The following is a 15,374-nucleotide window of genomic DNA, read 5'->3' on the forward strand; positions in this document are numbered from 1 at the left end:
CCTTGGAGCACAGCCAGCAGAGACCAGTCCACAAAAGACTCCAAAGCCGCAGCACACTCACCCAACCGCTCCGCGAACACCGGCGAAGCATCCAACAACCCCAACGCCATCCCAGCCCACTGCGAACCCTGCCCCGGGAACACGAACACCACATCCCCAGAACCCTCGGCAGCCGCCACCGGCGACTCACCACCCGCGACCGCATCCAAACCACGCAGAAACTCGTCCCGATCACCAGCCACCACCGCCGCACGACAACCCAACGCAGCACGAGTCGAAGCCAGCGAATACCCCACATCCACGGCCATAAGATCCGCATCGGATCGCACATGCGCGGCCAACCGCTGAGCTTGCGCCCGCACCGCCGACTCACTCTTCGCCGACAACACCCACGGCACCAGGCGCGGTTCCACGCTCGCCGCAGTCGCGGCGGGCACTTCGTCCGGAGCCTGCTCCAGGATCACGTGGGCGTTGGTTCCACTGATCCCGAACGAAGACACCCCAGCCCGACGCGGCCTACCCGCTTCCGGCCACGGAGTGGCCTCGGTCAACAGCTCGACCGCACCAGCGGACCAATCCACATGCGACGAGGGCTCATCGATGTGCAGGGTCGGCGCCAGCACCCCGTGCCGCATCGCCAGCACCATCTTCATCACACCGGCCACACCGGCAGCCGCCTGCGTGTGACCGATATTCGACTTCACCGAACCCAACCACAACGGACGATCCCGACCCTGACCATAGGTCGCCAACAACGCCTGCGCCTCGATCGGATCACCCAACTTCGTGCCCGTGCCATGGGCCTCCACCGCGTCTACATCGGACGGTTTCAAACCGGCACTCGCCAGCGCGGACCGGATCACTCGCTGCTGCGACGGACCATTCGGCGCAGTCAACCCATTCGACGCACCATCCTGATTCACCGCAGAACCACGCACCACGGCAAGAACCCGATGCCCATTCCGCCGAGCATCCGACAACCGCTCCACCAACAGCAGCCCAACACCCTCGCCCCAACTGGTGCCATCGGCCGCCTCGGCGAACGGTTTGCAGCGGCCGTCCGCCGCCAGCCCGCGCTGGCGCGAGAACTCGACGAAGACCTCGGGGGACGGCATCACCGTGGCACCACCGGCCAGCGCCAGCGAACACTCCCCGGACCGCAACGACTGCGCGGCCAGGTGCAGCGCCACCAGCGAAGACGAACACGCCGTATCCACCGTCACCGCAGGACCCTCGAAACCGTACACATAGGACATACGGCCGGACAGCACGCTGGACGCGTTTCCGGTCAACAGGTAGCCGTCGACCTCGTCGGACTTCCGATCGAAATCGCCGTATCCGGAATAGCTGGCACCGGCGAACACACCGGTGGCGCTGCCGCGCAAGGACTCCGGATCGATGCCCGCGCGCTCGAACACCTCCCACGACGTCTCCAGCAGCAACCGCTGCTGCGGATCCATCGCCAACGCCTCGCGCGGCGAAATACCGAAGAACCCCGGGTCGAAGTCGGCGGCGCTCTCGATGAACCCGCCTTCCCGGGTGTAGCTGGTGCCCTGCCGTGCCGGATCGGGGTCGTACAGCGCTTCGAGGTCCCAGCCCCGGCCCTCCGGGAAACCGGAGATCGCGTCGACTCCCTCGGACACCAGGCGCCACAGCTCGTCCGGTGAGCTGACCCCGCCGGGGAACCGGCAACCCATCGCGACGATCGCGATCGGCTCGTCCGACGCCGGGCCCACCGGCGTGGTGACGACGGCGTCCTCGGCGCCGAGGAGTTCGGTCCGCAGGTGCCGGGCCACCGCCAGCGGTGTCGGGTAGTCGAACACGATGGTCGCGGGCAACCGGATCCCGGTCGCGGTCTTCAACCTGTTGCGGAACTCCACCGCCGTCAGCGAATCGAAGCCCATCTCCCGGAACGCCCGGGTCACCTCGACCGAATCGGGTGACGTGTGCCCGAGGACGCGGGCCGTTTCCTCGCGCACGATCGACACCAGCGCCCGTTCCTGCTCGTCCCGGGAAGAGCCGAGCAGGCGTTCGCGGAGTGCGGACTCGCCGGTCCGGGCACCGCCCGCGGCGGCCTTCGGGCGAGCGGGCGCCCGCACGAGACCGCGGAACGCCGCGGGAACCTTCGCCGCCTGACCGCTCACCGCGGCCAGGTCGACGGACATCGGCGCGAGCAACGCCCGGTCGCTCAGCAGGGCCGCGTCGAACAGCGCCACCCCGTCCGCGTCGGAGAGCGGCAGCACCCCGCCGCGAGCCATCCGGGCCGCATCGGCCTCGGCCAGCTCACCGGCCATGCCGCCCGAACGAGCCCACGGACCCCACGCCACCGACACGGCCGGGAAACCCCGCGCGCGACGCTGCTGCGCGATGGCGTCCAGGAACGCGTTCGCGGCGGCGTAGTTGCCCTGGCCGGGGCCGCCGAGCAGACCGGCGATGGAGGAGAACAGGACGAACGCCCGCAGGTCGTGATCGCGGGTGAGCTCGTGCAGGTTCAGCGCCGCGTCGACCTTCGGCCGCAACACGGCGTCGAGCCGGTCCGGGGTCAGCGACTCGACCACCCCGTCGTCGAGCACACCCGCGGTGTGCACCACACCGGTCAGCGGATGCGCCGCCGGAATGCTCGCCAGCACACCGGCGAGCGCGTCCCGATCCGCCGCATCGCACGCGGCGATCGTCACCTCGGCGCCCAGCGCGGTCAGTTCGCGTTCGAGGTCGGGCGCGCCGGGCGCCGCGAGGCCCTGGCGACTGGTCAGCAGCAGGTGCCGCACTCCGTGGACAGCCACCACGTGCCGGGCGATCAGGCCACCCAGCGCACCGGTGCCACCCGTGATCAGCACCGTGCCCTCGGGATCCATCCCCGCCGGAATGGTGAGCACCACCTTGCCGATGTGCCGGGCCTGGCTGACGAACCGGCACGCGCCCTCCGCGCGGCGCACATCCCACACCGTGATCGGCAGCGGCCGCAACACGCCGTCCTCGAACAGCTCGACCAGCTCGGCCAGCATCTGCTGGATCCGTTCCGGCCCCGCTTCCACCAGGTCGAACGCCCGGTAGGCCACCCCGGGGTACGCGGCCGCGACGTCCTCGCTGACCCGGACATCGGTCTTGCCCATCTCCAGGAACCGGCCACCCCGCGGCAGCAGGCGCAACCCCGCGTCCACGAACTCCCGCGCCAGCGAATCCAGCACCACGTCCACGCCGCGCCCACCGGTCACCGACCGGAACTTCGCCTCGAAGTCGACGGTGCGCGAGGAGGCGAGGTGTTCGTCGTCGAAACCGCAGGACCGCAATACGTCCCACTTGCCGGGGCTGGCGGTGCCGAAGACCTCGGCGCCCCAGTGCCGCGCCAGTTGCACGGCGGCCATACCCACCCCACCGGCGGCGGCCTGCACCAATACCGACTCACCCGGGCGCACGTCGGCAAGATCGCGCAGGGCGTAGTAGGCGGTCAGGAACACCAGCGGAACCGCGGCCGCCTCGGCGAACGACCAGCCCACCGGAATCCTTGTGACCAGCCGCTCATCGGCCACGGTGACCGGGCCGAAGGCTCCGGAAAGCAGCCCCATCACCCGGTCTCCCACGGCGAATCCGGACGTTCCGGGACCGACCTCGGTCACCACGCCCGCACCCTCAAGACCCGGCAGGCCGGCGTCCCCGGGGTACATGCCCAGCGAGTTCAGCACATCCCGGAAGTTCACCCCGGACGCGCGCATCGCGATCCGCACCTGGCCCGCCGCCAGCGGCGCCAGCGCGTCCGGGCACTCCACCAACCGCAGGCTTTCCAGCGTGCGCTCGTCCGACACCGCCAACCGCCACGCGTCCGCTCCGGCCGGTGGCACTAGGCCGTCCTCGACCGGCACCCGCGCCAACCGCGGCAGCCGCACCACCCCGTCGCGCACCGCGATCTGCGGCTCGTCGAGGGTCAACGCGGCGGGCAACCGCTCGAGCGAGGCCGCGCTGTCGTCGAGGTCCAGCAGCACGAACCGGCCCGGGTTCTCCGACTGCGCCGACCGCACCAGACCCCACACCGCGCCCGCCGCGAGGTCCCGCACGCCCGCATACGACTCGACAGCCACCGCGCCGCGGGTCACCACCACCAGGCGCGAGCCCGCGAACCGTTCCTCCGCCAGCCAGGCCTGTACGACGGCCAGCATGTCGTTGGCCACCGCGTGCACGGCCTCGACCGCGGTGCCGGTGGGCGAACCGCAGCCGACGAACACCGTGTCCGGGGTGGCGCCGCTGTCGGCCAGCGCCGCGAGCGTCGGGTACCGGTCGGCCGCAACGCCGACCGCCAACTCCCCCAGCACCGCCCAGCCGGGGATCTCCGCCGCCTCGCCGGTGGGCGCCTCGGCCCATTCCAGGCCGAACAGCGAGTCCACGAACCCGGCCGACCGGCCCAGCTGATCCGCCGACACGGGCCGCAGCACCAGGGACTCGATCGACGCGACCGGAGCGCCGGTGCCGTCGGCGAGTCGCAGCGAAACCGCGTCCGCACCCGCCGGGGACAGCGACACCCGCAAGGTCGACGCGCCCGAGGCGAAGACGGTCACGCCGGTCCAGCTGAACGGGAGCCCGGCCGGACCGGATTCCGGCCCGGCCGCCGAGACGCCCAGCGCGTGCAGCGCCGCATCCAGCAGCGCCGGGTGCAGTCCGAACGCGCTCGCCTCCACCCCCTCGGGCAAGCTGACCTCGGCGAGGACCTCGTCGCCCCGTTTCCAGGCCGCGGTCAGCCCCTGGAACACCGGGCCGTACGCCAAGCCCATCCCGGCCAGCCGGGGATAGAGATCCTCGACCGGCAACGCGTCCGCGTCCGGGGGCGGCCACGCGTCCAGTGCGAACGACGGCACCGGACCACCCGGTGAGACGGCGCCGGTGGCGTGCCGGGTCCACGGCCGGTCCAAAGTGTCCAGTGCCGCCGGGTCGTCCGGCCGGGCGTGGACGCTCAACGCCCGGCTACCGGACTCGTCGGCCTCGCCGAGCACGATCTGGACCTGAACGCCACCCCGCTCCGGGAGCACCAGCGGCACTTCCAGGGTTAGCTCGTCCAGTACGGCACACCCGACCTGGTCGGCCGCCCGCACCGCCAGCTCCACGAAGCCGGTCCCCGGGAACAGCACCGACCCCAGCACCGCGTGCTCGGCAAGCCACGGCTGGGTTTCCACCGACAACCTGCCGGTGAACACCACCCCGCCCGAGTCCGGCAGGGACAGCGCCGCGCCCAGCAAGGGGTGTTCCGCCGAGGCCAGCCCCAGATGCCGGGCGTCTCCGCCGCCCAGCATCCCGCCCAGCCAGTAACGCTGCCGCTGGAAGGCATACGTCGGCAACTCCACCCGGCGCGCGCCGGTGCCCGCGAAGTACGCCGCCCAGTCCACCGCGGACCCCGCGGCGTACAGCCCGGCGACCGCCTCGGTGAGCGCCCGCGCTTCGTCCCGGTCCTTGCGCAGCACCGGGACCAGTGCCGCGTCACCGGTCAAGGAGTCCTGGATCATCGCGGACAGCACGCCGCTCGGGCCGACCTCGGCGAACCGCGACACGCCCGCGGCCTCGAGGGTTCGGACACCGTCGCAGAACCGGACGGCCGCACGCACGTGCCGCACCCAGTACTCGGCCGAATACGCGGTGCCGAGCTCACCGGACACATTGGACACTATCGGGATCCGGGGTTCGCCGTACTCGATACCCTCGGCGACCCGGCGGAACTCCGCCAGCATCCCGTCCATCCGGGGCGAGTGGAACGCGTGACTCACCCGCAGCCGTTTGACCTGGCGGCCTCGTGCCTGCCAGTGCGCCGCGATCTCCTGAACGATGTCCTCGTCACCGGACACCACAACGGATTCCGGGGCGTTGATCGTCGCGATGGCGGCCTGGGCTTCCCGGCCGGCCAGCAGCGGCAGCACCTCGGCTTCGGTGGCCTGAACGGCGGCCATGGCGCCACCGGCGGGCAGTTCCTGCATCAACCGGCCCCGCGCCGCCACCAGCGCCACCGCGTCATCCAGCGACAGCACCCCGGCCACGTGCGCCGCCGACAGTTCACCGATCGAGTGTCCGCCCACGAAATCCGGGGTCACGCCCCAGGATTCGAGGAGGCGGAACAACGCGACTTCGACGGCGAACAACGCCGCCTGGGTGAACACCGTCTGGTCCAGCAACTCGGCGTCCGCCGAGCCTTCGGCGGCGAACACGATCTCCCGCACCGGCCGGTCGAGGTGCTGGTCGAGCCGGGCGCACACGTCGTCGAACGCTTCGGCGTATCCCGGATGAGCCCCGTACAACTCGCTCCCCATGCCGAGGCGCTGCGCGCCCTGGCCCGCGAACAGGAACGCCAGCTTCCCCGGGATCGCGGTTCCCGCCACCACACCGGCACCGCTCCGGCCCTCGGCCAGCTCAGCCAGCTCGTGCAGGAACTCGTCGCGCTCACCGGCCACGACGACGGCCCGGTGTTCCAGCCCGGCGCGGCCGGTCGCCAGCGAATACGCCACATCGGCCGGGCCGAGATCCGGTGTGGCCCGGACGTACTCGGCGAGCCGCTCGGCCTGCGCCCGCAACGCCGTGCCGTCCTTGGCGGACAACACCCACGGCAGGTTCGGCGGAACGATGACCGGGGCCTCGGCGGGGTCCTCGGCTTCCTCGGCCTGTTCCAGGACGATGTGCGCGTTGGTGCCGCTGATCCCGAACGAGGACACCGCGGCCCGCCGTGGCTGGTCTGCCTCCGGCCACGGCGTCGACTCGGTGAGCAACTCGACCGCACCGGCGGACCAGTCCACGTGTGGCGACGGCTCGTCGATGTGCAGGCTCTTCGGCAGCACACCGTGCCGCAAGGCCAGCACCATCTTCATCACCCCGGCCACTCCGGCCGCGGCCTGGGTGTGCCCGATGTTCGACTTCACCGACCCCAGCCACAACGGCCGATCCGCGGAGCGGTCCTGACCGTAGGTAGCCAAGAGCGCCTGCGCTTCGATCGGGTCACCCAGCTTGGTGCCGGTGCCGTGCGCCTCCACAACGTCCACATCGGACGGTTCCAGCCCGGCGTTGGCCAGCGCCTGCGCGATCACGCGTTGCTGCGACGGGCCGTTCGGCGCCGTCAAGCCGTTCGACGCGCCGTCCTGGTTCACCGCACTGCCGCGCACCACGGCCAGCACCCGATGCCCCTTGCGCCGCGCCTCCGACAACCGCTCCACCAGCAACAGCCCGACACCTTCGCTCCAGCCGGTGCCGTCGGCGGCCGCGGCGAACGGCTTGCACCGCCCGTCGGGGGCCAGGCCGCGCTGGCGGGAGAACTCGATGAACGTCCCGGGATTCGACATCACCGTGACGCCACCGGCCAAGGCGAGCGTGCATTCGCCGGAGCGCAGGGACTGCGCGGCCATGTGCAGGGCGAACAACGACGACGAGCACGCGGTGTCCACGGTGACCGCGGGCCCTTCGAATCCGAAGACGTAGGAGAGGCGGCCGGACAGCACGCTGGTCGCGTTTCCGGTCAGCAGATGCCCGGCCACCTCGTCGACCGCCCCGTTGAACTCGTTTCCGTACCCGGAATACCCGGAGCCGACGAAGACACCGGCCCGGCTTCCGCGCAGGGACTGCGGGTTGATACCGGCTTGTTCGAGGGTTTCCCACGCCACCTCGAGGAGCAGGCGTTGCTGGGGGTCCATGGCGAGGGCTTCGCGTGGCGAGATGTTGAAGAAGCCCGGGTCGAACTCGACGGCGTCGCGGAGGAATCCGCCGGCCCGCGTGTAGCTGGTGCCCTGGTGCTCCGGGTCCGGGTTGTAGAGCGCGTCGAGGTCCCAGCCCCGGTCGGCGGGGAACTCGGTGATGGCGTCGATTCCCTCGGACACCAGCCGCCAGAAGTCTTCGGGGGTGGCCACCCCGCCCGGCAGGCGGCAGCCCATGCCGATGATCGCGATCGGTTCGTCCTGCGCGGCGGCCACCGCTGCCGGTGCCGCGACCTGTTCGGTCTGGCCGAGGATTTCCACGCGCAGGTATGCGGCGACCGCGTTGGGAGTCGGGTGGTCGAAGACCACGGTGGCGGGCACCCGGGTCCCGGTGCTCGTGCCGAGCCCGTTGCGGAACTCGACTGCCATCAGGGAGTCGAAGCCCAGTTCGCGGAACGCCCGGTCGGGTTCGATGCTTTCCGGCCCGGGATGTCCTAGTACCTTCGCGGTTTCGGCGCGGACCAGTTCCAGCAGCACGCGGTCCTGCTCGACCGGGGACAGCCCGGCGAGACGCTCGTCGAGCAGCGAGCCCCCGGTCCCGGTGGCCGGTTCTTCGAGTGCCTGCCGCACTTCGGGCAGGTCGTCGAGCAGCGGGCTCGGGCGGGCCGCGGTGAACGCCGGCGCGAACAGCTCCCAGTTCACGTCCGCGACGACCACGGACGTCTCGGCCGCCTCGAGCGCCTGCCGCAGCGCGGCAATGGTGCGTCCGGGCGCCATCGGCGCCAGCCCGCGGCGGCGCAGCAGACCGGCCCCCTCGGCGTCGACCATGCCACCCCCGGCCCACGGGCCCCACGCGATGGCGGTCGCGGCGAGGCCCCGGGACCGGCGCCGCTCGACCAGCGCGTCCAGGAACGCGTTCGCCGCCGCATAGGCCGCCTGGTTGGCACTGCCCCACACCGCGGCGATCGACGAGAACACCACGAAGGCGTCCAGCGGCCGATCACCGAGGAGTTCGTCGAGATTCGCCGCGCCCCGCGCCTTGGCATCCAACACCTGGTGGAGGTCGGCCGGTGTGCTGGCGGCGAGCGGGGTCGAGTCCGGCGCACCCGCCGCGTGCACCACACCGGTGACCGGGTGCCCGGCGAGCAGATCCGCCACCGCGTCGCGGTCGGCCACATCGCACTCCGCGATCGTCACCCGAGCCCCCAGCGCGACCAGCTCGGCCTCCAGCTCGACCGCACCCGGCGCGTCGCGGCCCCGGCGGCTGGTCAGCACCAGATGCTCGACACCCTGCCCGGCCAGCCACCGCGCCACCCGCGCACCCAGCGCACCGGTACCGCCGGTCACCAGCACCGTGCCCCGCGGCGCCCATCCATTGCCTTCGGCCGGAGACTCGGCGCGCGCCAACCGCCGCCCGAACACCCCGGTCCCGCGCACCGCCACCTGATCCTCGGCGCCGGACAGCACCCCGATCAGACGCGCGAGCGTCCGCTCGTTCAGCTGAGCGGGCAGATCGACCAAACCGCCCCACCGGTCCGGGTGTTCCAGCGCCACCACCCGGCCCAAACCCCACACCGCGGCCTGCGCCGCACTCGCCACGTCGTCCGCGCGGCCCACCGACACCGCACCCCGGGTCACCGCCCACACGCGCGCCGCGCACCCGGCCGTGTCCAACGCCCGCACCAAACCGGCCGTCGCCGCCAGTCCGGCGGGCACCGCCGGGTACTCCGCCATCGGCGCTTCGTCGAGGGCCAGCAGGGACAGCACACCCGTCACCGGCCCCTCGGCCAGGGCGTGCCGCAGCCGGTCCGCGATCAGCTCCGGAGCATCCGAGCCGGACACCACCACCCGGCGACCCGGCAATCCGTCCACGAGGGCGGCCGCCCACGGGTCCTCGGCCTGGCTGGCGGGAACCACGAGCAGCCACGTGCCCGGCTCCCCGGAGGACGTGGTGGTGAGCGGTTTCCAGGTGACCCGGTACCGCCACCGGTCCGGAGTGGACCCGTCTTCCCGGGTCCGCTTGGCCGGTTCCAGCCAGTAGCTCTGCCGCTGGAAGGGGTAGGTCGGGAGGTCGACCTGGTGTGCGCCGGTGCCGTCGAAGAAGGCGGCCCAGTCCACCGGTGCGCCGTGCGCGTGGAGTTTCGCCAGGGCTTCGACCAGAGCCTTCGCTTCGCCGCGGTTCTTCCGCAAGGCGGGGGCGAGCACCGCGTCGGTGGTGCGGGAGTCGCCGATCATCGCGGTCAGCGTGCTGCTCGGGCCGATCTCGACGAACCGGGTTACGCCGTTCGCTTCGAGGGCGCGCACACCGTCGCAGAATCGAACGGTGTCCCGCACGTGCCGAACCCAGTAGTCCACCGAGTACTCGGTGGCGAGGGCACCGGATGCGGTGGACACGATCGGGATCCGCGGTTGGCCGTGGTCGAGGTGTTCGATGGTCCGGCGGAACTCGTTCAGCATGGGTTCCATGTGCGGGGAATGGAACGCGTGGCTCACCCGCAGGCGCTTGGTCTGACGGCCCTGGGCCGCCCAGTGCGCCGCGACCTCCAGCACCACGTCCTCGTCACCGGACACCACCACCGAATCCGGCGCGTTGATCGCCGCGATACCGGCCTGGGATTCCTTGCCGGGCAGCAGGGATCGAACTTCGTCCTCGGTGGCCTGGACCGCGACCATCGCCCCGCCCGGGGGCAACGCCTGCATCAACCGACCGCGAGCGGCCACCAGCACCGCCGCATCCGCCAGCGACAACACCCCGGCCACATGCGCCGCCACCAGCTCACCAATCGAATGCCCACCCACGAAATCCGGGGTCACACCCCAGGACTCGAGGAGACGGAACAGGGCGACTTCGACGGCGAACAGACCGGCCTGCGTCCATACCGTCTGGTCCAGCAGGTCCCCTGCCTCGAACACGACCTCCCGCACCGGCCGATCGAGATGCTTGTCGAGTTCCGCACACGCCCCGTCGAACGCCTCCGCGAACACCGGGAACCGCTCATACAACTCCCGGCCCATCCCCGGACGCTGCGAACCCTGACCCGCGAACAAGAACGCGGTCTTCCCCTTGGCCACCACACCCTCGACCACCCCGGCAACGCCACGCCCCTCGGCAAGCGCACCCAAACCCGCGAGCAGCTCATCCCGATCCGCCCCCACCGCCACCGCACGACGCTCCAACCCCGCGCGCGTCGTGGCCAAGGAATACCCGACGTCCACCGGTGACTCTTCGTCCACATGGGACATAAGTCGGCGAGCCTGTTCGCGCAACGAATCCGGGGTCTTGGCCGAGAGCACCCATGGCACCACATCCAGCGTGCGGCTCGGCGCTTCCTCGACAGCCGCCTCCTCGGGGGGAGCCTGCTCCAGGATCACGTGGGCGTTGGTCCCGCTGATCCCGAACGACGACACCCCAGCCCGACGCGGCCAGTCCGCCTCCGGCCACGGCTTCGACTCCGTCAACAACTCGACCGCGCCAGCCGACCAGTCCACATGCGACGACGGCTCATCGATATGCAGGCTCCGCGGCAGCACACCATGCCGCATCGCCAACACCATCTTGATCACACCGGCCACCCCGGCCGCAGCCTGCGTGTGACCGATGTTCGACTTGATCGAACCCAGCCACAACGGACGATCCCGACCCTGACCATACGTCGCCAACAACGCCTGCGCCTCGATCGGATCACCCAACTTCGTGCCCGTCCCATGCGCCTCAACCACATCCACCTGGTCAGCCGAAACCCGCGCATTCGCCAACGCCTGCCGAATCACCCGCTGCTGCGACGGACCATTCGGCGCAGTCAACCCATTCGACGCACCATCCTGATTCACCGCACTGCCGCGAACCACGGCGAGAACCCGATGCCCATTCCGCCGAGCATCCGACAACCGCTCCACCAGCAACAGGCCAACACCCTCGGAAAAGCCAGCACCATCCGCGGCCGCGGCGAACGACTTGCACCGGCCATCCGAGGCCAACCCGCCCTGCCGGTCGAACTCCGCGAAGATCGCGGGTGTCGACAGCACGGTCACGCCACCAGCCAGCGCGAGCGAGCACTCACCGGATCGCAACGACTGCGCCGCCAGGTGCAACGCCACCAACGACGACGAACACGCCGTATCCACCGTCACCGCAGGACCCTCGAAACCGAACACATAGGACACCCGGCCGGACAGCACACTCGCCGCGTTACCGGTGCCCAAATGCGCCTGACTTTCTCCAGCGAGTTCGTCACCCACTCGGAAGAGGTAGTCCTGCCCGTTGGTGCCCGCGAAAACCCCGACGGCGTCACCGCGCACCGACTCCGGATCGATTCCGGCGCGCTCGAACACCTCCCACGAAGTCTCCAGCAACAACCGCTGCTGCGGATCCATCGCCAACGCCTCACGCGGCGAAATACCGAAAAACCCGGGATCGAACTCCCCCGCATCCGGCAGGAACCCGCCCTCGCGGACGGAGAACTCGGCCAGCGATTCGATCGACTCCCAGCCCCGGCCCTCCGGAAAGCCCGAAATCCCGTCCACGCCGTCGGCGACCAGGCGCCACAGCCCCTCCGGCGAGGTCACCCCGCCCGGAAAGCGGCAGGCCATCCCGACGATCGCGATCGGTTCCTGTGCCTTGTCCTCGACCTCGCGCAGTTGCTCCCGAGCCTGCCTGAGCTCGCCCATCACCCACTTCAGGTGATCGAGCAACTCCTGGTCATTCCCCATCGGTAAAACTCCCATTCGAAGTCAAAGAAGGATTCGCGCTCGCCATGATCAAGCCCGCCCGAATTCTTTTTGCAGGATCTCGTAGAGCTCATCCTTCGTCGCCGATGCGATGTCATCCCCGGCAGGAACCTGGTCTTGGCTTTCCTTCCAGCGGGTGAGCAGGTTTTGCAGTCGCGTGGTGATCGCGGTGCTCTCCGTTTCGCTGACGGTCGCGGTGAACAAGGTCGCTTCGAGCCGGTCCAGCTCGGCGTCGAGCCGACTGCCTGCCGCGGGGCCGTCCGCCGCCAGCTCGCCGTGCAGGTACTCGGAAACCGCGATCGGGGTGGGGTAGTCGAACACCACCGTGGCGGGCACCCGGATGCCGGTGGCCACACCCAGTGCATTGCGGAATTCCACCGCCGTCAGCGAGTCGAAACCGAGCTCGCCGAAGGCTCGCGCCGGTTCGACGCTGTCCGCCGACGGGTAGCCGAGTACCTTCGCGGTTTCCTCCTGCGCCAGGGTGAGCAGGATGTCGAGCTGGTCTTCTTTGGACAGTCCGGCGAGCCGCTCCCGCAGCGGGGTGGCGTCGCCGGAGTCGGTCCGTGCCGCGTCCATCACGCGCCGGGCCTCCGGCAGGTCGCTGAACTGCGGGTTGGGACCGGCCGCGATCAGCGCCGGGGTCAGCACGTCCCAGTCGATGTCCGCGACCGTGACCGTCGCCGCACCGTGCGCCACCGCGTGTTCGAGGGCGGTGATGGCCAGGTCCGGCGACATCGGTGGCACCCCGCCGCGCCGCAACCGATCGGCGACGGCGGCGTTGCCGGTGGCCATGCCGCTGTCCGCCCACGGGCCCCAGGCGACCGCGGTCGCGGCCAGCCCCCGCGCCCGCCGCTGCTCGGCGAGCGCGTCCAGGAAAGCGTTCGCCGCGGCGTAGTTGGCCTGACCGGCGCTGCCCACCGCGCCGACGATCGAGGAGAACAGCACGAACATGCCGAGGTCGTCGCCCTCGGTGAGTTCGTGCAGGTTCACCGCGGCGTCGACCTTCGGGCGCAACACCGTGCCGAGTCGCTCCGGTGTCAGGGATTCCAGCACCCCGTCGTCGAGCACCCCCGCCGCGTGCACGACCCCGGTCAGCGGGAACTCCGCGGGAATCTCGGCCAGCAGCCCCGCCAGCGCGTCGCGATCGGCGGCGTCGCAGGCGGCCACCGTGACGCGAGCGCCGAGTTCGCCGAGTTCGGCTTCCAGCTCGGCCGCCCCGGGTGCCTCGCGCCCCCGGCGGCTGGTGAGTACCAGGTGTTCGGCGCCCCGACCGGCCAGCCAGCGGGCGATGTGCGCGCCGAGCGCACCGGTACCACCGGTGATCAGAACGGTTCCCGAACGGGGAGCCCACGACCCGGCGAGATCATCGCCCGAATGCGCCCGCACCAGCCTGCGCACGAACACCCCGGAGCCGCGCACGGCCAACTGGTCCTCGTCGCCCGCCCCGGCCAGGACGTCGACGAGCCGGGCGACCGCACGGGCATCCACCACCTCGGGCAGGTCCACGAGGCCGCCCCAGCGCTCCGCGTGTTCCAGTGCCACCACGCGACCGAGCCCCCACGCCTGCGCCTGGATCGGGTTGCTCAGGGCATCCGACCGGCCCACGGACACGGCGTCCTGGGTGACGCACCACACCCTGGGTTCGCCGGGCACCTTGCCCACCGCCTGTACCAGCCCCATCGTCGCGGCGAGGCCACCGGGCACCGACGGCAACCCGGGTGGTGGCGTCTCGTCGAGGGCCAGCAACGACACGATCCCGGTGACCGGACCTCCAGTCGTCAACTCGGTCAACCGGGCGGCGATCGTCTCGCGGTCTTCCCCGCCGGACAGCGCCAGGGTGCGCACCAGTGCGCCGCGCCCGGTCAGTTCCCCGACGAGCGTGTCCGCCCATTTCGCAGCGGTCGGGTTCGACGGCAGCAAGACGAGCCAGGTACCGGACAGGGTCTTCGCCGCGGTCTCGTTCAGCGGTTTCCAGGTCACCCGGTACCGCCACTGATCGAGGGTCGACCGCGTGCGGTGCCGCTGGTGCCAGGACGACAGCGCGGGCAGCAACGCGGTGAGCGAAGACCGTTCCGGCGCGCCTTCGATCGCCAGCACAGCGGACACCGCGTCCACGTCCTGGCGCTCGACCGCCGCCCAGAAACCGCTTTCCGCCGAACCCGCCACATCGGACGCCTGGCCCGCATCGGCGGGCGGCTCCAGCCAGTAGCGCTGCCGCTGGAAGGCGTATGTCGGCAACTCCACCTTCCGGGCGCCGGACCCCGCGAAGAACGCGGCCCAGTCCACCGCGGCACCATTCGCGTAGACCTTGGCAACGGCCTCGACCAGCGTCCGCGCTTCGTCTCGGTCCTTCCGCAGTGCGGGAACCAGCACCGCGCCGGGAATGGTGAGTGAGTCGGCGATCATCGCGGTCAACGTGCTGCTCGGGCCGATCTCCACGAACCGGACCACGCCCCGGTCCTCCAGCGCACGAATCCCATCGCAGAACCGCACCGCCTCCCGCACATGCCGGTCCCAGTAATCCGCCGAATACTCCGCGACGAGTTCACCGGTCACATTGGACACGATCGGAATGCCGGGTTCGCGGTACTCGATCCCCTCCGCTACTCCGCGGAACTCGTCCAGCATGGGCTCCATATGCGGGGAATGGAACGCATGACTCACCCGCAGACGCTTGACCTGACGCCCCAGCCCCTCCCAATGCGCCGCGACCTCCACCACCACATCCTCGTCACCGGACACCACCACCGAATCCGGCGCATTCACCGCCGCGACACTCGCCCACGACTCCTTACCCACCAACAACGACCGCACATCGACCTCAGCGGCCTGCACCGCCACCATCGCCCCACCCGGAGGCAACGCCTGCATCAGCTTGCCGCGCGCCGCCACCAACGCGGCCGCATCCGCCAACGACAACACTCCAGCCACATGCGCGGCCACCAGTTCGCCGATCGAATGCCCACCCACAAAATCAGGAGTCACACCCCACGA

Annotated in this window: 2 protein-coding genes; both read right to left on the reverse strand. The window is 70.7% G+C overall.

Annotated elements, in window-relative coordinates; genetic code table 11:
* The coding region (locus FXO23_RS43065) for a type I polyketide synthase (protein ID WP_158893399.1) at positions 1 to 12,362 on the reverse strand (12,362 nt) is incomplete at its 3' end.
* Between the two features lie 48 nt (positions 12,363 to 12,410).
* A partial coding sequence (locus tag FXO23_RS51985) for an SDR family NAD(P)-dependent oxidoreductase (RefSeq protein WP_425484962.1) occupies positions 12,411 to 15,374 on the reverse strand: 2,964 nt, incomplete at its 5' end.

The sequence above is a fragment of the Amycolatopsis anabasis genome, from assembly GCF_009765355.1.
Classification (GTDB): domain Bacteria; phylum Actinomycetota; class Actinomycetes; order Mycobacteriales; family Pseudonocardiaceae; genus Amycolatopsis; species Amycolatopsis anabasis.